Source organism: Pseudomonas sp. TE6288, from assembly GCF_054062095.1.
In genome coordinates, this window is the sequence record NZ_JBSSEW010000026.1 from 29,121 (window position 1) to 47,602 (window position 18,482).

The window sequence follows — 18,482 nt, forward strand, 5'->3', positions numbered from 1 at the left end:
AAGGCGCCTTGAACCCACCCCCGCAAGGATGAAGAGAGCGCCGCGTGGAATCCGAAGTCAGTCGAGTCCAACTCAGCCACGATCCACGCAGTCAGCATGACGACCCGCTGCTGGACAGTCTGCTGACCCTGTGTGTCCTGCATCAGAAGCCCGCCAGCCGGGCCATGCTGACCACCGGGCTGCCCTTGCCCTCGCAACGCCTGACCGCCGAGCTGCTGCCGCGTGCGGCCGCCCGGGCCGGGCTGCAGGGGCGCCTGTTGCAGCGCAAGCTGGAGCAGATACCCAGCATCGCCATGCCGGCGATGCTGCTGCTCAAGGAAGGCCGCTGCGCGGTGCTGCTGGGTTGGGAAAACGAGGACACCGCGCGGCTGCTGCTCAGCGAGAGCGACGGCGGCGAAGTGCATGTCACCCGTGAGGCGTTGCAGGGCGACTACAGCGGCAAGGTGTTCTTCGCCCAGCCCCAGCACAAGTTCGACGTCAACCACGGCAACCTGATCCCACGCGCGCGCTCCTGGTTCCGCGACACGCTGCTGCGCAGCAAATGGCTGTACATCGATGCCATCGCCGCCAGCCTGGTGATCAACCTGATCGCCCTGGCCGCGCCGCTGTTCGTGATGAACGTGTACGACCGCGTCGTGCCCAACCAGGCCACCTCGACGCTATGGGTGCTGGCGGTGGGTATCGCCGGGGCCTATGTCTTCGACCTGATTCTGAAGGGGCTGCGCAGCCTCTGTCTGGACCTGGCCGGCAAGAAGACCGACCTGATCATCTCGGCGACGCTGTTCGAGCGCATCGTCGGCATGGCCATGAAGTACCGCCCGGCGCGGGTCGGCAGCTTCGCCCAGAACATCCATGAGTTCCAGGGCCTGCGCGACTTCCTCGCCTCGCTGACGCTGACCAGCCTGATCGACCTGCCGTTCACCCTGCTGATCCTGATGGTCATCGCCATCATCGGCGGGCACCTGGTGTGGATCCCGGTCCTTGCCTTCCCCTTGGCCCTGGGTATCGGCTACGCGTTGCAGAAGCCGCTGATGGCGACCATGGAACGCACCATGGCCCTGGCCTCCGAGCGCCAGTCGAGCCTGATCGAGACCCTGGCCGGCTTGGACGGGATCAAGGTCAACAACGCCGAGAGCGAGCGCCAGTACATGTGGGAGCAGACCCTCGGCACCCTCAGCCGCCTCGAGCTGCGGGTCAAGGTGCTGTCAGGCCTGGCCATGAACATCACCCTGCTGATCCAGCAGTTGGCCGGCGTGGCGATGATCTGTGTGGGCGTGTACCTGATCATCGACGGCAACCTCAGCATGGGCGGCCTGGTGGCCTGCTACATGCTCAGCGGTCGCGCCCTTGGCCCGCTGGGCTCGCTGAACGGCCTGCTGGCCCGCTACCAGCAAGCCAAGGTGACCATGGTCGCCACCGACCAGATGATGGAACTGCCCCAGGAGCGCAACTTCGAGGAGCGCCCGCTGAGCCGCCAGGTGCTGCAGGGCGCCATCGAGTTCCGCGGCGTCGAGTTCACCTACCCGAACCAGCAGAACCAGGCGCTCAAGGGCATCAACCTGAACATCCGCCCAGGCGAGAAGATCGGCATCATCGGCCGCAGCGGCTCGGGCAAGAGCTCGCTGGCCAAGCTGATCGTCGGCCTGTACGAGCCGGACAACGGCTCGCTGTTGGTCGATGGTGTGGACATCCGCCAGATCGACGTCAGCGAACTGCGGCACAACATCGGCTATGTGCCCCAGGATATCCAGTTGTTGGCCGGCACCCTGCGCGACAACCTGGTCAGTGGCGCCCGCTACATCGAGGACGAGCTGATTTTGCAGGCCGCTGAGTTGGCCGGCGTGCACGAATTCGCCCGCCTGCACCCCGACGGCTACGAGTTGCAGGTCGGCGAACGCGGGCAGAACCTCTCCGGTGGCCAGCGCCAGAACGTCGCCCTGGGGCGGGCGCTGCTGCTCAACCCGCAGATCCTGCTGCTCGACGAACCCACCAGCGCCATGGACAACACCGGTGAGGAGCGCCTCAAACAGCGCCTGGCCGCGGTCATCGAGAACAAGACCGTGCTGCTGGTCACCCACCGGGCGTCGCTGCTGTCGCTGGTGGACCGGTTGATCGTCATCGATCGTGGACAGATTGTCGCGGATGGCCCGAAAGCCGCCGTCATGGATGCGCTGAAGAAGGGGCAGATCAGTGTTGCATAAGCTGGATATGGGGCGTTTCAAGGACAACCTGCGCCGCTACTTCAAGGGCTCCGAGTCGCTGGCCGGGCAGCCGCTGCCCGAGGTCAACAAGGCGCTGATCGAGGACGCGCCGCGAGTGGTGCGCCTGACCATCTGGGGGGTGATCGCGTTCTTCCTGTTTCTCATCGTCTGGGCCAGCGTCGCGCCCATCGACGAGGTGACGCGCGGGGAGGGCAAGGCCATCCCGTCGTCCAAGGTGCAGAAGATCCAGAACCTCGAAGGCGGCATCGTTGCCGAGATCTTCGCCAAGGAGGGGGAGATCGTCGAAGTCGGCCAGCCGCTGCTGCGTCTGGACGAGACCCGCTTTGCCTCCAATGTCGACGAGACCGAGGCTTCGCGTCTGGCCATGGCCTTGCGCGTGCAGCGCCTCACGGCCGAGGTCGAGGACAAGCCGCTGCAGATCGACGAAGAGCTGCGCAAGGCCGCGCCGAGCCAGGCCGCCAACGAGCAATCGCTGTACCAGAGCCGTCGCCAGCAGTTGCAGGATGAGATCGGCGGCCTGCAGCAGCAGTTGGTGCAGAAGCAGCAGGAGCTGCGCGAGTTCAACTCCAAGCGCGCCCAGTACGCCAACAGCCTGCAGCTGTTGCGCCAGGAAATCTCGATGTCCGAGCCACTGGTGGCTCAGGGTGCTATTTCCCAGGTCGAGGTGCTGCGCCTGCGCCGCGCCGAAGTCGAGAACCGGGGCCAGATGGACTCCACCACCCTGGCCATCCCGCGGGCCGAGGCGGCGATCAAGGAGGTCGAGAGCAAGATCGAGGAGACCCGCGGCAAGTTCCGCAGCGAGGCGCTGACCCAGCTCAACGAGGCCCGTACCGAGCTGAACAAGGCCACCGCCACCAGCAAGGCGCTGGACGACCGCGTGCACCGCACCATGGTCATCTCGCCGGTGCGCGGTATCGTCAAGCAGCTGCTGGTCAACACCATCGGCGGCGTGATCCAGCCGGGCAGCGACATCATCGAGATCGTGCCGCTGGACGACACCCTGGTGGTCGAGGCGAAGATCCTGCCCAAGGACATCGCCTTCCTGCACCCGGGCCAGGAAGCCACGGTCAAGTTCACCGCCTATGACTACACCATCTATGGCGGGATGAAGGCCAAGCTCGAGCAGATCGGTGCCGACACCATCACCGACGAAGACAAGAAGACCACCTATTACCTGATCAAGCTGCGTACCGAGAAGAGTCACCTGGGCACCGACGAGAAGCCGCTGCTGATCATCCCGGGGATGGTGGCCACGGTGGATATCATGACCGGCAAGAAGACCATCATGAGCTACCTGCTCAAGCCGATCATCAAGGCGCGCTCCGAAGCCTTGCGCGAGCGTTGATCGCGCGCGGGGGCGGAAATCCTGTGGGAGCGGGGCAAGCCCTCTCCCACGCCCTCGCTTTGTAGGCCGGAGCAGGGCTTAGCATATTCATATGTATATGCAATAAAGGTATTTAAATTGCGGTTCTTATGACTTTATAGTCACCCCACTGCGTACCCGCTGACCAATCGGCGCGCCGCACGACTCGAACCCACACGGGCAATCCCCGTGCGTTTCCGATCGTTGCGCGCCCTGGAGTCGCGCACTGCGTGGGAGTGAACAATGCCAGCCGCCTCGAACGCCTTGTCGACCATCGACAGCGCCCAACCGCAAACCTTCGACATCCGCTCGTTCCCCGGCGCCGTTGGCGCCGAGATCATCGGCCTCGACCTGAGCCGTCCGGTCAATGCCGAGGATTTCATCCGCATTCACCGCGCCCACCTGGACCACCATGTCCTGGTGTTTCGCGACCAGCGCATCACCCCTGAACAACAGATCGCCTTCAGCCGCCGGTTCGGCGAACTGCAGATCCATGTGCTCAAGCAGTTCCTGCTCACCGGCCATCCCGAGATCCTGATCGTGTCCAACATCGTCGAGAACGGTCGCAACGTCGGACTGGGCGACGCCGGCAAGTTCTGGCACTCGGACCTGTCGTACAAGGAACTGCCGAGCCTGGGCTCGATGCTGCACGCCCAGGAGCTGCCCAGCGAGGGCGGCGACACCTTGTTCGCCGACATGCACAAGGCCTGGGACGCGGTGCCCGAAGCCCTGCGCCGGGTCGTCGAGGGCCGCAGTGCCGCCCATTCCTATACCGCCCGCTACGCCGAGACCAAGTTCGAAGGCAACTGGCGCCCGACGCTGACCGCCGAGCAACTGGCCCAGGTCCAGGAGGTCATCCACCCGGTGGTGCGTACTCATCCGGAGAACGGCCGCAAGGCGCTGTTCGTCAGCGAAGGCTTCACCACCCGTATCGTCGGCCTGCCGGATGACGAAAGCCGCGACGTGCTGCAACAGCTGTACGCCCTGAGCGTGCTGGAGCAGAACCTCTACCGCCATCAATGGCAGCCCCATGACTTGGTGTTCTGGGACAACCGCTCGCTGATCCACCTGGCCACCGGTTGCCCCGCGCACCTGCGCCGCAAGCTGTACCGCACCACCATCCAGGGCGATGCCCCGTTCTGACGACTGAGGAAGTACACCATGCGCAAATCCATCAGCCGCTTGGCGGCAAGTATCGGCCTGGGCGCCAGCTTGGGTCTAGGCAGTCTGGCGGCGCCCACCGTGGCTCACGCCGAAGGGCAGATCCGCATCGCCGAGCAGTTCGGCATCGTCTACCTGCTGCTCAACGTGGTCCGTGACCAGCAACTGATCGAGAAGCACGGCAAGGAGCAGGGTCTCGACATCAAGGTCGACTGGGCCCAGCTCTCCGGTGGCGCGGCGATCAACGACGCGTTGCTGTCCGGCTCGGTGGACATCGCCGGCGCCGGCGTCGGGCCGCTGCTCACCGTGTGGGATCGCACCAAGGGCCGCCAGAACGTCAAGGCCGTTGCCTCACTGGGCAACTTCCCCTACTACCTGGTCAGCAGCAATCCCAATGTGAAGACCATCGCCGATATTTCCGAGAAAGATCGTATCGCCGTCCCAGCGGTGGGGGTTTCGGTGCAGTCGCGCTTCCTGCAGTATGCCGCCGCACGGCAGTGGGGCGACAAGGAATACAACCGCCTGGACAAGTACACCCTGGCCGTGCCGCACCCGGACGCCACTGCGGCCTTGCTGGCCGGCGGCACCGAGCTTAACGGGCACTTCTCCAACCCGCCGTTCCAGGACCAGGTACTGGCCAACAAGAACGTGCACGTGGTGCTCAACAGCTACGACCTGCTCGGGCCCAACTCACCGACCCTGCTGTTCGCCACCGAGAAATTCCGCAAGGACAATCCCAAGACCTACAAGGCCTTCGTTGATGCCCTTGCCGAAGCCGCCGACTTCGCCCAGAAAGACAAGGCCGCCGCGGCCGATACCTACATCCGCGTGACCAAGGCCAAGATCGACCGCGACGCGCTGATCAAGCTGATCGACAATCCGCAGTACGAATTCACCGTCACTCCGAAGAACACCTACAAGCTGGCCGAGTTCCTCTACCGGGTCGGCGCGATCAAGCACAAACCCGAATCGTGGAAGGACTATTTCTTCCAGGATGAACGCCCGCTGCAAGGGAGCTGACCGCCAATGACCGCCCCATTGCCAGGCCACGCGGCCAGCACCCTGAGCCGTGTCGCCACGCCACCGCTGCTGGCGGTGGACAACCTGAGCCTCGAATACCGCACTGCCCAACGCGTGGTGCGGGCTACCCATCAAGTCAGCTTCGAAGTCGACCGCGCCGACCGTTTCGTCCTGCTCGGCCCGTCCGGCTGCGGCAAGTCCACCTTGCTCAAAGCCGTGGCTGGCTTCATCGAACCCCGGGAAGGGCGGATCCTGCTGCAGGGCCAGCCGGTACGCGGCCCTGGGCCCGACCGCATCGTGGTGTTCCAGGAATTCGACCAGCTGCCGCCCTGGAAAACGGTGAAGCAGAACGTGATGTTCCCGTTGCTGGTGTCCGGCCAGCTCAAGCGCGCCGAGGCCGAAGAGCGGGCGCTGCATTACCTGGAGAAGGTCGGCCTGGCCGCCTTCGCCGACGCATACCCCCATACCTTGTCCGGCGGCATGAAAGCCCGCGTGGCGATCGCCCGGGCACTGGCCACGCAACCGAAGATCCTGTTGATGGACGAGCCGTTCGCCGCGCTCGATGCGCTCACCCGGCGCAAGATGCAGGAGGAGCTGCTGCTGCTGTGGGAAGAGGTGCGTTTCACCCTGTTGTTCGTCACTCATTCCATCGAAGAGGCGCTGGTGGTGGGCAACCGCATCCTCCTGTTGTCGCCGCATCCCGGGCGCGTGCGGGCCGAGGTGCACAGCCATCAGTACGACCTCGGCAGCCTCGGCGCCAGCGACTTCCAGGCCAGTGCCCGACGCATCCACCGGTTGCTGTTCGACGAGACCGACGCCCCGCAAAACGCGGGTGATCTGGGTTTCAACGATATCCGTATTGCCTACTGAACAGGAGCCATTACATGACCACGACACCTGTACGCCAGGAATACGAAGTGCTGTTGCAACCCCTGCCCGGAGTGCCGCTGGAACGCGCGCTGCCGCTGGTGCAACGGTTGTGGCAACAGGGTTGGCTGCGCAAGGCTGTGATCCTGATACTGCTCGCGGCGGCCTGGGAGGCGGTGGCTCGCTACACCGGCAACGACCTGCTGCTGCCGGGCTTCCTGCAGACCTCCAGCGCATTGTGGGACGGGCTGCTCAGCGGCGAGCTGCCAGCCAAGGTCGGCGTTTCGCTGGTGGTGCTGCTCAAGGGCTATGTGCTGGGCATCGTCCTGGCATTCGGCCTGACCAGCCTGGCCGTCTCGACGCAGCTGGGGCGCGACCTGCTGGGCACGCTGACCTCGATGTTCAACCCGCTGCCGGCCATAGCCCTGCTGCCGCTGGCCTTGCTCTGGTTCGGCCTGGGCGACAACAGCCTGATCTTCGTGCTGGTGCACTCGGTGCTATGGGCGCTGGCGCTGAACACCTACGCAGGCTTTCTCGGTGTGTCCGAGACCCTGCGCATGGCCGGGCGCAACTACGGGCTGCGCGGCCTGCGTCTGGTGGTGCACATTCTGGTGCCAGCGGCGCTGCCGTCGATCCTGTCGGGGCTGAAGATTGGCTGGGCTTTCGCCTGGCGCACGCTGATCGCCGCCGAGCTTGTGTTTGGCGCCAGCAGTGGCAAAGGCGGGCTTGGCTGGTACATCTTCCAGAACCGCAACGAGTTGTACACCGACAAGGTGTTCGCCGGGCTGGCGGTGGTGATCCTGATCGGCCTGTTGGTGGAGGGGCTGGTGTTCAACACCCTCGAACGGCTGACCGTTCGGCGCTGGGGGATGCAGCGCTAGTGTGTTGCCTGTACCGGCCTCTCGCCGGCAAGCCGGCTCCCACAGGTATGGCGCAAGACTTGAGGGCCGCACGGTCGGTGTGGGAGCCGGCTTGCCGGCGAGAGGCCAGATCAGCCAGCGGCGAAATCGGGGTCTAGTCCCGATACTTAGCCGCTGCGCTGGCCAATGTCCGCGCAATCTCCTCGCGCAATGCCTGCGGCGCTTCCACCACCAGCCCATCCCCCTGGCTCAGCAACCACCAGCGCAAGGGCCAGCCATCCGCCACGGTTGCCCGTAATCGGTGCCCCTGATCCAGCGCGGTCAACTGCATGTCCGCGGTCAGTGGCGTCTCGCGCAGACGGCGAGCCAGCAAGTCGCTGATCCACGCCTGCAGTTCGATGCCTTCCCCTTGGCCAGGCTGCAACGTATCGCCGCGCAAATACCCCTGCAGGTCGAAGTTCCCACGCAACTCGCCGCCGGCGTTGGCTGACCAGTGCCAGCCGAACGGGATGCTCTTGTCATTGCGCTCCAGCGGAAAGATCAGCGACAGCTCGTTGAGGTCGCGCTCGACCGTGCGCTTGCTGACATTGAAGCCCACGTCACGCAGGCGCCACACCAGTTCGGCACTGGTGATCCCGGGAGAGCGGCTGGGTAGCTGGCGCAGCAATGCCCATTGGCGGCTGAGGGTGGCGCGGGTGGTGGCGAACGGCAAAAGGAAACGTCCTTGTCTAGGCTTGCCGGCATAGGATGGCGGCACGGGCAGGGCATGGCAATTGGCCACAGCCTGCTCAGATCAAGGAAGATGCAATTGGTTGCCTGGGATCAATTCGTTCGCGACAGGTTTTGTCGTGGCATCGCGCAGAATCACGCCTCACCACAGTGGAGGTTGGAGCTGTGGGTCGTTCAATGAGGATGAACATGTCTGCCGCCAGCAATATCCATTCGCTGCTTGCCCGGCTTCTACCCGAGCGGATCGTTCCGGCGCCGGCCCGCCCCGGGCAGCGCCACCGGTTGTTCGCCGGGGTGGGCATGCCCGCCCAGCAGGCCCTGAGCGGCGAGCGCTTTGGCCTGATCGACCGCCTGGACGAGGCAGTCGACCTGCAGGCGGTCTACCACGACCTCTGCCGCCAGGCCCTGCTGGGCAATGTCGCGGCGCTCAATGACCTGGGCTGGATCTGGCTCAATGGCAAATACTGGCGCGGCGACACGGTGCTGGCGGGGCACCTGTTGCGCATGGCGGCGTTGCAGGGCAATGCTGCGGCCTGGTTCAACCTTGGGCAGCAGCAGTACTTCGGCAAGGGCGTCGATGTTTCCTACGTCAATGCGGCCGAATACTACCGCCATGCTTTCGAGCGGGGCATGGTGCATGCCGCCGCGGCGCTGGGCGATCTGTACGAGGAGGAGGTGTGCGAGGGCGACCAGGTGTGGCAGGTCGATCCGCTCGAGGCCTACCAATGGTTCCTGCGCGGCGCCGAGCGTGGCGAGAAGCGCTGCCGCTTCGAGGTGGGCTACCGCTTGCTGCATGGCGTGTATGTGGAGGCTGACACCAAGGCCGGCCTGTACTGGCTGGAACTGGCGGCGGCGACCGGGGTGATGCAGGCCGCCGAGGAGCTGGCGGTGCATTTCAGCAGCCGCGACGCGGCGCGCTACCTCGGCTGGCGCGACCAGGCGATCCAGCTGGGCAGCACGCTGGCGCTGACCATGAAGCTGGAAGACCAGATCCAGCCTTGAGCGCAGCGTGCCTGCAGGGATCATGAACAACCTTTCATCTTTTCCCTCCGTCACCTGCGGTTGACGACAGGGGGAGGGCTGGGCGTATATTGATAGTTAGCAAACTATGAATATCCTCGGTTCTCACATGTCCCTCGACGCACTGCACCTGAAGATCAGCAGCGGCATGGTTGTGGCTGCCCGGCACTGGCGCCGCCTGTGTCAGGGCGCCCTGACCGGCTATGGCATTTCCGAAGCCTGCGCCGTCCCCTTGCTGATGATCGTGCGCCTGGGCGATGGCGTGCATCAGGTGGCGGTGGCCCAGGCGGCCGGGTTGGAAAGCCCGTCGCTGGTGCGCCTGCTCGACCAACTGTGCAAGGCTGGCCTGGTATGCCGCAGCGAGGACCCTCTGGACCGTCGTGCCAAGGCGCTGAGCCTGACCGTCGAGGGCCGTGCCCTGGCCGAGTCCATCGAAGGCGAGCTGGTACGCCTGCGTCGTGAGGTGCTTGGAGGCATCGACCAGGCCGACCTGGAGGCCACCTTGCGGGTCATCCATGCCTTCGAACAGGCAGGCCTGCAGCCATGAATGGCTTCTTCAGCTCGGTCCCGCCGGCCCGCGACTGGTTCTACGGCGTGCGCACCTTCGCCGCGTCGATGATTGCCCTGTATATCGCCCTGCTGATGCAGCTGCCACGCCCTTACTGGGCCATGGCCACGGTCTATATCGTCTCCAGCCCATTCCTCGGCCCGACCACCTCCAAGGCGCTGTACCGCGCCCTGGGCACACTGCTGGGCGCAGGTGGGGCAATCCTGCTGGTGCCGCCGCTGGTGCAATCCCCGCTGCTGCTGAGCATCGCCATCGCCCTGTGGACCGGCACGTTGCTGTTCCTCTCGCTGAACTTGCGCACGGCCAACAACTACGTGCTGATGCTGGCCGGCTACACCCTGCCGATGATCGCCCTGGCGGTGGTCGACAACCCGCTGGCAGTGTTCGACGTGGCCTCGTCCCGGGCCCAGGAAATCTGCCTGGGGATCGTCTGTGCGGCGGTGGTTGGCGCGGTGTTCTGGCCGCGCCGGCTGGCGCCCGTGGTGGTCGGCGCCACCGGCAGCTGGTTCGGCGAGGCGATCCGCTACTGCGACACCTACCTGGCCCGCGAAGCCGGCGCCGACAAGGTCGGCGGCATGCGTGGCGCGATGGTCGCCACCTTCAACTCGCTGGAGCTGATGATCGGCCAGCTCGGCCATGAAGGCGCCGGCCCGCATACCTTGAAGAACGCCCGCGAATTGCGCGGGCGGATGATCCATCTGCTGCCGGTGATCGACGCGCTCGACGATGCCCTGATCGCCCTTGAAGGTCGCGCCCCGGCGCAGTTCGCGCTGCTGCAACCAGTGCTGGGCAGCGCCCGAGAATGGCTCGAAGGCACCGCCGACAGCGCCTCGGTGGCACGCTGGACCGCCCTGCACGAGCAGATCGACCGCCTGCAGCCGGGCGCCGCCGCCCTCGACCAGCGCTCTGAGCTGCTGCTGTCCAACGCCCTCTATCGCCTGACCGAATGGGCCGACCTCTGGCAGGACTGCTGCAGCCTGCAGCACGCCCTGCGCAAGGACGACGCCACGCCCTGGCGCGCGGTCTACCGTCACTGGCGCCTGGGCCGGTTGACACCGTTCTTCGACCGCGGCCTGATGCTCTACTCGGTGTTTTCCACGGTCACCGCCATCGTCGTCGCCTGCGGCCTGTGGATCGGCCTGGGCTGGAACGACGGCGCCAGCGCGGTGATCCTCGCCGCCGTGTCGTGCAGTTTCTTCGCCGCCATGGACGACCCGGCGCCGCAGATCTACCGGTTCTTCTTCTGGACCCTGATGTCGGTGATCTTCTCTAGCCTGTATCTGTTCCTGGTGCTGCCCAACCTGCACGACTTCGCCATGCTGGTGCTGGCCTTCGCCGTGCCGTTCATCTGCGTCGGCACCCTGACCGTGCAGCCGCGTTTCTACCTCGGTACCTTGCTGACCATCGTCAACACCTCGACCTTCATCAGCATCCAGGGCGCCTACGACGCCGACTTCTTCACCTTCCTCAATTCCAACCTGGCAGGCCCCGTGGGGCTGCTGTTCGCCTTCATCTGGACCCTGGTGGTACGCCCGTTCGGCGTGGAGCTGGCGGCCAAGCGCATGACCCGCTTTGCCTGGCGCGATATCGTCGAGATGACTGCGCCGGCCACCCTGGCCGAGCACCGCCAGGTCGGGGTGCAGATGCTCGACCGCCTGATGCAGCACCTGCCACGCCTGTCGCAGACCGGCCAGGACAGCGGCGTGGCCCTGCGCGACCTGCGCGTGGGCCTGAACCTGCTCGACCTGCTGGCCTACATGCCCCGCGCCGGCGCCCAGGCTCGCGAGCGCCTGCAGACGGTGATCGAGGAAGTCGGCGCGCACTACGCCGCCTGCCTGCGCGCCGGCGAGCGCCTGCATGCCCCGGCGGCACTGCTGCGCAACATGGAGCGCGCGCGCCAGGCGCTGAACCTCGATGAGCTTTACGAGCGCGGCGATGCCCGCACCCACCTGCTGCACGCCCTGGCCGGTTTGCGCCTGGCGCTGCTGCCAGGTGTCGAGGTGATGCTCGAGCCCGCCGAACAAACGCAACTGCCCCCGGGCCTCGACGGAGCACCCCTGTGATCGGTGAACTGGATATCAGCGGGGTGTTCCTGCCCACGCTGCTGGTGATGATGTTTGGCACCTACCTGTTGTACCTGGGGGTGCACGCGGTGCTGGTGCGCCTGCATTTCTACCGCCTGGTCTGGCACCGGGCGCTGTTCAACGTTGCCCTGTATGCCGTGCTGCTTGGCGCGGTGGACCACTTTTGCCGAAGCCTGATGCTGCCATGAAAAAACCTTTGCTGACCCTGGGCCGCGTGGTCCTGACCTTGCTGGTAGTGACCTTCGCCGCCGTGCTCGTGTGGCAGATGGTGGTGTACTACATGTTCGCCCCCTGGACCCGCGACGGTCATATCCGCGCTGACGTGATCCAGATCGCCCCGGATGTTTCCGGGCTGATCCAGCAGGTCGAGGTGCGCGACAACCAGACCATCAAGCGCGGTGACGTGCTGTTCACCATCGACCAGGACCGTTTCACCCTGGCCCTGCGCCAGGCCAAGGCAACCCTGGCCGAGCGCCAGGAAACCCTGGCCCAGGCCTCCCGCGAGGCCCAGCGCAACCGCAAGCTGGGCAACCTGGTGGCGGCCGAGCAGCTTGAAGAGAGCCAGTCCCGCGAGGCCCGCGCCCGCTCGGCGGTGAGTGAGGCCCAGGTGCAGGTGGATGTGGCCCAGCTCAATCTCGATCGCTCGGTGGTGCGTAGCCCGGTGGACGGCTACCTCAACGACCGCGCCCCGCGCGCCCACGAGTTCGTCAGCGCCGGGCGCCCGGTGTTGTCGGTGGTCGACAGCGCCTCGTACCACGTCGATGGCTACTTCGAGGAAACCAAGCTGGGCGGGATCCATATCGGCGACGCCGTGGATATCCGTGTGATGGGCGACCCCACCCGCCTGCGCGGCCGGGTGCAGAGCCTCTCCGCCGGTATCGAGGACCGCGACCGCAGCAGCGGCGCCAACCTGCTGCCCAACGTCAACCCGGCGTTCAGTTGGGTGCGCCTGGCCCAGCGGATCCCGGTACGCATCACCTTCGATGAAGTGCCGGCGGACTTTCGCATGATCGCTGGGCGTACCGCCACGGTGTCGATCATCGAGGACCAACGCCCATGAAACAATTGATCCTGGCGGGGCTGTGCCTGTCCCTCGGCGCTTGCATGATGGTCGGACCGGACTACCAGCTGCCCAAGGAGGCCGCCGTGCAGCGCGGCGACCTCAACGGCCCGCTGCGCCAGGACGCCGACAGCGTGGTCTCGGCGCCGGTGCCCGAGGACTGGTGGCAGCTGTATCAGGATCAACGGCTCAACCAGCTGGTGCGCGAGGCGCTCGGCGCCAACACCGAGCTGCGCGTGGCTGCCGCCAACATCGCCAAGGCCCGCGCCCAGGTGGAGGTGGCGGAATCGCAGGGTGGCTTCAATGGTGGCGTCAAGCTGGGTGCCCAGCGCCTGCAGGAGTCCGGCGAAGCGTTCCTGCTGCCGGAGAAAGTACCGGTGGCCAACATTGGCGAGGCGATCATCAGCGCCAGCTACCAGTTCGACCTGTGGGGCACCTTCAAGCGCGGCACCGAGGCCGCCAAGGCCAATGCCGATGCCGTGCAGGCCGCCGCCGACACCGCGCGCATCACCCTGGTGGCCGATGTGGTCAAGGCGTACACCCAGGTGTGCTCGGCCAACGAGGAGTACCACATCGCCCGCGAGTCGCTGGACCTGCAGCAGCAGGGCGTGCAACTGACCCAGCGTCTGCGCGACGCCGGGCGTGGCGACGAGAGCCAGGTCACCCGGTCGCAGACCCAGTTCAAGTCCTTGCGCGCCGAGCTGCCGCGCTTCAAGGCCGAGCGCGAGGCAGGCCTCTACACGCTGGCCGCGTTGCTGGCCAAGCCTGTCGAGCAATTGCCTGCCGGCACCGCCGATTGCGCCGAGCTGCCACAGCTGTCGCAACTGGTTCCGGTCGGTGACGGCGCGGCCTTGCTCAAGCGTCGCCCCGATGTGCGCCAGGCCGAACGCCAGCTGGCGGCAGCCACCGCCACCATCGGTGTGGCCACCGGCGCGCTGTACCCGGATATCAGCATCGGCGCCCAGGTGGGCACCATCGGCATCCTCGACAACCTCGGCGAGCCGGCCACCAACCGCTGGGGCTTCGGCCCGCAGATCAGCTGGAACATCCCCACCAACGGCACCCGCGCGCGCATCCGCATGGCCGAGGCCTCGACCCAGGCGGCGTTGGCGCATTTCGACGGGGTGGTACTCAACGCCATTCGCGAAACCCAGACCCGCCTGGCGCAGTACAGCGCGCTGCTGGATCGGCGCGACGCGCTGGCCGAGGCGGAGCGCTCCGCCAAGGAGTCGGCGGACCAGACCCATCTGCGCTATCAGGTAGGACGTGAGTCGTTCCTGGCCGACCTGCAGGCGACGCGGACCTACACCGATGTACGGGCGCAGCTGGCGGCGGCCAACAGCCAGGTGGCAATGGGGCAGATTGGCGTGTTCCTGGCCTTGGGCGGCGGCTGGAAGAATAGCGCCAGGCCCTGAAATCCCTGGGGCCGCTGTGCGGCCCTTTCGTCGCGGTTCGCCGCCACGACAAGCCGGCTCCCACAAAGGCTGCACAGATCCCTGTGGGAGCCGGCTTGCCGGCGATGGAGGCAACACAGAAACATCACGTGTCACTCCATTTACGCCTCGCCCGCTGAGGGAACTAGCCTGACCTGTCATCAACAGGAGCAGGCATATGGATAGTCCTCATTCCGATCAACTCAGGCGTGGCAGGTTCTCCGAACCAGGCAGGCTTTACCTGCTCACCAGCAAGACCTTGAACCGCGTGCCGTATCTGGTCGATCTGCGATCGGCTCGGTTGCTGATTGCGCAGTTGCGCACTGTGGAGCAAGAAGGCATCGCCCGTTCGCTGGCCTGGGTTGTGATGCCAGATCATTTTCACTGGCTTGTGGAGCTTGGGGACGTGGATCTGAAAACGCTGATGCGCAGGGTCAAGTCGCGCAGTACGCGGATGATCAAAGGATATCAGAGGCGCACCGGTCGCCTGTGGCAGCAAGGCTTTCATGATCGGGCATTACGGCGTGAGGAAGATGTGCGCGCTGTTGCGCGCTACATTGTCATGAATCCCAAACGGGCAGGCTTGGTTGAGAGGATCGGCGATTATCCGCATTGGGATGCCATCTGGCTTTGAATGGGTAGCTGCCATGGTTGCCTGTGCTGGCCTCATCGCCGGCAAGCCGGCTCCCACAAAAGCTGCTCCGATCCCTGTGGGAGCCGGCTTGTCGTGGCGACGAAGCGCGGCGAAAGGGCCGCATAGCGGCCCCGGCAATTCTGATTTGGTACAGAGATCCTGGGGCAGCTCTGCAGTACAGGGATTGCGTTTGGCTCAGGAGGCTTAGTTCAGCACCCGCGCCGGCTCATCCGGCGGCAGGTTGTCCCGCCCACGCGGCTGTTTCGCCTGCCCGGGCACCGAGCCGCCCAACTGTTCGGCCAGCTGCTGCGCAACATCCTCGCCCAGCGCCTTCGACACGTCCCGCACCACCCGCGGACGGTTCAGCGTCACGCGGCGGTCCTGGCTTTTCACCAGCTTGGTGTCCTGCCCCTCACCCATGGCGGTGAACGCCGAGGTGATCTCGTAGGTGCGGGTGTTGATCAGGCTGAAGTCGGCGACCACGGTCAGGCCCAATACCGCCGAGTAGCTGTCGGTGTGATCCAGCGAGTTGATGTCCTGCTGGAAGTCGATGTCCGACAGGGTGCCGAACAGCACGTAGTCGGCGCCCTTGAACGCACCGTTCCTGATGCGGCGGATCACGTCGTACACGTCTTCCTTCGAGTCGGCGGTGTAGGGGCGGCCCTGGACCAGTTGGAACATGCCGGTCTTGAGGATCTCACCCTTGATATCACCACCGAACTTGCGCAGTTCGGTCTGCTCGATGTAGCTGTTGAGGCTCTCGTACTCGCTGTAGCTCGACTGGCCGCTGGCGTGGTACATGCCAGCCTGGCCGCTGCTCTGGGCGTTGATGGTGTGGATGTATTCCTCCACCTGCGCCTGGTAGGCCAGGTCGGTCACCGCCACCTTGGGGGCCGCCTGCGCGCCGAAGGCGCAGGCCAGGCCAATGATTGCCATCCATGCACGCATCGATCAGCGCTCCGTGGTCTTGCGGATTTCTTTTTCGTCCATCCACTCGGCCAGGCCGCTTTCCACGTCGATCAGCTGCAGGCTGAACTTGTAGAACACGTCCTTGTAGTCGCTGCTGCGCTTGACGATCGAGCTGATGGAGCCTTCCAGGCGGTACTTGGCGGCGATCATGTTGCCGGTCTTGGCCACGGTCTTCTTCTTGTACAGGCCGCTCTGGTTCTGCAGCTTGAGCTGGTCGACCTGGCTCTGCATGTCGGTGTTGTCGCTGGCGAAGCGGGCGGCGCCGGACTTCATCAGCTGGGTCTTGATCGAGGTGGTGATCTCGCGGGTATCGATGTACTCGCTGGTCTTGTTCTTGACGTCGTACACCTGCACCACCGGGCGGCCGTGCAGCACGCCGGACTGGGCCAGCGAACGGGTCATGCTCTCGGCGATCATCTGCAGGTCGGTGGAGCCGAACTCGTTGGTGACCAGCTCGACAGCCTTGCTGTCGCCGTAGCTGATGTTCTTGCCGCCGAGAACCGGCGAAGGGGTGCTGCAGCCGCTGACCAGGGCAATGGCGAGGGCGGCGAGGGAAAGGCGTGCAAACATCGAATGTGCTCCTGAAAGGGGTTACCGGGTGTGGACTTCGAGGCGGAAGTCACGGGCTGCGGGGGTCGGTGCGATGGCGGGCAGGAACTTGGCCTGTTTGCCGTACAGCGGCAGGGCTTTCCAGCTCTCTTCATCGGCCACCGGGAAACCATCGCTGCCTAGCCAGGCGAAGCGGTAGAACAGGGTCTGGTTGCTGCGGCTGCTGTTGGTCAAAGCCACGTTGACGGTGAGGTAGCCGTTTTCGCGGGCGACGCGCATCTGGCCGATCTCGATGTCATCCAGCTGGCCCATGGTCACCACCTTGCTGGCGGCGCTTCCGGGGGCAGGGGGTGGAGTGGCGCAGCCGGCCAGGAGGGCGACGGCGGCCAGGGCGAGGCATGTTTTGCGCATGTTCGATCCTTGGGTTACTTGAGGCTGGCGACAGCGGTGGCTGCGGCCTGCGGGGCGACTTCGACGGACGGGCCGCCAGCGAACACGCGGTTGCCGACCACGCGCAGGCTGACCACCTGGTAGGGGCGATCGACTTTCACCGTGACTTGGGTGCCGCCGAGGCTCGACGGCAGGCTCAGGTGGTGTTCGCCCTGTTTGAGGCGCACACGGGCCACCTGGGTTTCGTCGGGCAGGGTGCGCCAGGTGCGGGTATCGGCACCCTCCAGCACGGTGGAGGCGATTCCCACCACCAGCCCGGCCATCGGGTTGGACTGGTTCAGGTTCTTCTGTGCCACGCCACGGCTGATGGCGCGCACGCTGGTGCGCAGGATGATGCCCGGCATGTCGTCGCGCAGGGCGCGGCGCGACATGGCGGTGGTGCTGTTGAGCGCGGTCAGGGCCAGGGCCTTGTCGTTGAGCTGGATCTCGCTCAGGTGCGCGGTGGAGGTGTCTTCCTTGATGATCGGGAACGACAGCGGGGTGATCACCAGGTTGTCCTGGATCGGCAGTGGCAGTGGGATACGGATCGAATCGCGGGCCGGGGCCAGGCCGGTCTGCACCACGATCAGCACGTCGCTTTCACCGGCTTTGGCGCTGCTCTTGTCCAGCGCCAGCAATGCCTGGTCCAGCAGCGCAGTGTTCGGGCGCAGCTCGGCGGCCTTGCGGTAGCCCGGCGCGGCCAGGCCTTTCTCGCCGAGAGCCTCGTAGACAAAGCCGGACAGGTAATGGCTGAAGGCGCTCTGGTAGCTGTTCTTCAGGCCGACCACCTCAGGGGCGTCGAGGCTGGCGACCGGGTAACCCTGCAGGTCCTTGTATTCGGTCTTGATGCCTTCCTTCTCGGCCTCTTCCTCGCGCTTGAGGTATTCCTTGTCGCGCAGCTCGGCGATGATCGCTTCGCGCTCGTGGGTCTTCTTGATCTCGGTGCGGGCGCCGTCGAAATCGTTCTGCGCCAGCAGATTCAGGGCCATCTGCGTGGTCAGCATGACTTTTTCGTAGTCGTAGCCTTCGTAGCGGCGGACCTTGTCGTTGACCAGGTAACTGCCGAACTGGCTCAGGTACTTGTCGGTGTCGAGCTTGACCGACTCCTCCCACTGGAACACCACGCTGTCGGCGGCGCGCCAGGCGTCCTGGCTGCCCTTGAGGTCGCCCTTGGAGCGCAGCAGCTCGCCTTTCTCGAAGTAGTAGAGCAGGTCTTTCTTGTCGCCCTTGTTGTTGTTTTCCAGCAGGGCGAGGGCGGCGTCGACATTGCCGGCGGCCAACTGCTTGTTGGTCTCCTGCAGTTCGCTGTCGTAGCTGCGGAACACCGAGCAGCCGGTGAGCTGCACGGCGGCGACCAGGGTCGCCAGGGTGAGGGCGCGGGATACCATCGGACTTCTTCTTTCCCTGAAACGGTTGGCCGCGTGGGCGGGGGCGGCAGATCCCTCTGTTTTATCGCCAGAACCTCTCGATGGAGGCGCCTTGATTGCTAATGGCTATTACGGCGGCGCGGGATT

18 protein-coding genes are annotated in these 18,482 nt (G+C 65.3%); 13 read left to right on the forward strand and 5 right to left on the reverse strand.

The features are described from left to right. Positions 1 to 44: 44 nt before the first annotated feature. From ACVWY1_RS22980 to ACVWY1_RS23005, 6 genes are all read left to right on the forward strand, one after another. Complete coding sequence (locus tag ACVWY1_RS22980) at positions 45 to 2,201, forward strand: type I secretion system permease/ATPase (protein ID WP_198755779.1); 2,157 nt, start codon at positions 45 to 47, stop codon at positions 2,199 to 2,201. Between the two features lie 7 nt (positions 2,202 to 2,208). Next, positions 2,209 to 3,567 carry an HlyD family type I secretion periplasmic adaptor subunit gene (locus ACVWY1_RS22985; protein WP_173862469.1) on the forward strand — a complete coding sequence of 453 codons (1,359 nt, stop codon included), beginning with the start codon at positions 2,209 to 2,211 and terminating at the stop codon, positions 3,565 to 3,567. Between the two features lie 261 nt (positions 3,568 to 3,828). Next, entirely contained in the window at positions 3,829 to 4,728 is a 900-nt protein-coding gene (locus ACVWY1_RS22990) for a TauD/TfdA dioxygenase family protein (RefSeq protein ID WP_277502454.1), read from the forward strand. An 18-nt stretch (positions 4,729 to 4,746) separates the two neighbouring features. Further along, on the forward strand, positions 4,747 to 5,766 hold the full coding sequence (locus tag ACVWY1_RS22995; RefSeq protein ID WP_277502455.1) for an ABC transporter substrate-binding protein: 1,020 nt from the start codon (positions 4,747 to 4,749) through the stop codon (positions 5,764 to 5,766). A gap of 6 nt (positions 5,767 to 5,772) precedes the next feature. After that, the gene (locus tag ACVWY1_RS23000) at positions 5,773 to 6,636 is read left to right on the forward strand and encodes an ABC transporter ATP-binding protein (RefSeq protein ID WP_198755776.1); all 864 of its coding nucleotides are present in this window, start codon (positions 5,773 to 5,775) and stop codon (positions 6,634 to 6,636) included. A 14-nt stretch (positions 6,637 to 6,650) separates the two neighbouring features. Then, complete coding sequence (locus ACVWY1_RS23005) at positions 6,651 to 7,514, forward strand: ABC transporter permease (protein ID WP_139667801.1); 864 nt, start codon at positions 6,651 to 6,653, stop codon at positions 7,512 to 7,514. Between the two features lie 133 nt (positions 7,515 to 7,647). On the opposite strand, the gene ACVWY1_RS23010 is transcribed toward ACVWY1_RS23005, so the two are convergent. Next, complete coding sequence (locus tag ACVWY1_RS23010; RefSeq protein WP_139667803.1) at positions 7,648 to 8,205, reverse strand: WYL domain-containing protein; 558 nt, start codon at positions 8,203 to 8,205, stop codon at positions 7,648 to 7,650. A gap of 206 nt (positions 8,206 to 8,411) precedes the next feature. Here ACVWY1_RS23010 and ACVWY1_RS23015 point away from each other — a divergent pair, with 206 nt between their 5' ends. The 7 genes from ACVWY1_RS23015 to ACVWY1_RS23045 all read left to right on the forward strand — a co-directional run bounded on the left by ACVWY1_RS23015 (position 8,412) and on the right by ACVWY1_RS23045 (position 15,021). Beyond that, positions 8,412 to 9,224: a tetratricopeptide repeat protein gene (locus tag ACVWY1_RS23015; RefSeq protein ID WP_102684982.1), complete on the forward strand. Its 813-nt coding sequence runs from the start codon at positions 8,412 to 8,414 to the stop codon at positions 9,222 to 9,224. A gap of 127 nt (positions 9,225 to 9,351) precedes the next feature. After that, the gene (locus tag ACVWY1_RS23020) at positions 9,352 to 9,789 is read left to right on the forward strand and encodes a MarR family winged helix-turn-helix transcriptional regulator (protein ID WP_023630816.1); all 438 of its coding nucleotides are present in this window, start codon (positions 9,352 to 9,354) and stop codon (positions 9,787 to 9,789) included. Continuing rightward, the gene (locus ACVWY1_RS23025) at positions 9,786 to 11,873 is read left to right on the forward strand and encodes an FUSC family protein (RefSeq protein WP_102684981.1); all 2,088 of its coding nucleotides are present in this window, start codon (positions 9,786 to 9,788) and stop codon (positions 11,871 to 11,873) included. The genes ACVWY1_RS23020 and ACVWY1_RS23025 overlap by 4 nt, the downstream gene beginning before the upstream one ends. Further along, positions 11,870 to 12,082 (forward strand): DUF1656 domain-containing protein, encoded by a 213-nt coding sequence (locus ACVWY1_RS23030; protein WP_011531590.1) that lies wholly within the window; start codon positions 11,870 to 11,872, stop codon positions 12,080 to 12,082. The genes ACVWY1_RS23025 and ACVWY1_RS23030 overlap by 4 nt, the downstream gene beginning before the upstream one ends. After that, complete coding sequence (locus ACVWY1_RS23035; RefSeq protein ID WP_102684980.1) at positions 12,079 to 12,954, forward strand: efflux RND transporter periplasmic adaptor subunit; 876 nt, start codon at positions 12,079 to 12,081, stop codon at positions 12,952 to 12,954. Before ACVWY1_RS23030 ends, ACVWY1_RS23035 begins: the two co-directional genes overlap by 4 nt. Continuing rightward, positions 12,951 to 14,369 (forward strand): efflux transporter outer membrane subunit, encoded by a 1,419-nt coding sequence (locus tag ACVWY1_RS23040; RefSeq protein ID WP_277502457.1) that lies wholly within the window; start codon positions 12,951 to 12,953, stop codon positions 14,367 to 14,369. Before ACVWY1_RS23035 ends, ACVWY1_RS23040 begins: the two co-directional genes overlap by 4 nt. Positions 14,370 to 14,565: 196 nt before the next feature. Further along, positions 14,566 to 15,021 (forward strand): REP-associated tyrosine transposase, encoded by a 456-nt coding sequence (locus tag ACVWY1_RS23045; RefSeq protein ID WP_277502458.1) that lies wholly within the window; start codon positions 14,566 to 14,568, stop codon positions 15,019 to 15,021. 204 nt (positions 15,022 to 15,225) lie between these two features. Here the strand turns inward: ACVWY1_RS23045 and ACVWY1_RS23050 are convergent, their stop codons facing one another. From ACVWY1_RS23050 to ACVWY1_RS23065, 4 genes are read right to left on the reverse strand one after another with little or no spacing between them, the layout of a single operon-like run. Continuing rightward, a complete protein-coding gene (locus tag ACVWY1_RS23050) occupies positions 15,226 to 15,969 on the reverse strand; it encodes a penicillin-binding protein activator LpoB (protein ID WP_457378800.1) in 744 nt (247 codons plus the stop codon). Positions 15,970 to 15,972: 3 nt separating this feature from the next. Further along, on the reverse strand, positions 15,973 to 16,560 hold the full coding sequence (gene lpoB, locus ACVWY1_RS23055; protein WP_023632455.1) for a penicillin-binding protein activator LpoB: 588 nt from the start codon (positions 16,558 to 16,560) through the stop codon (positions 15,973 to 15,975). 21 nt (positions 16,561 to 16,581) lie between these two features. Next, the gene (locus ACVWY1_RS23060; RefSeq protein WP_038707145.1) at positions 16,582 to 16,950 is read right to left on the reverse strand and encodes a YcfL family protein; all 369 of its coding nucleotides are present in this window, start codon (positions 16,948 to 16,950) and stop codon (positions 16,582 to 16,584) included. A 14-nt stretch (positions 16,951 to 16,964) separates the two neighbouring features. Further along, positions 16,965 to 18,356 (reverse strand): COG3014 family protein, encoded by a 1,392-nt coding sequence (locus ACVWY1_RS23065; RefSeq protein ID WP_277502459.1) that lies wholly within the window; start codon positions 18,354 to 18,356, stop codon positions 16,965 to 16,967. Between the last annotated feature and the right edge of the window lie 126 nt (positions 18,357 to 18,482).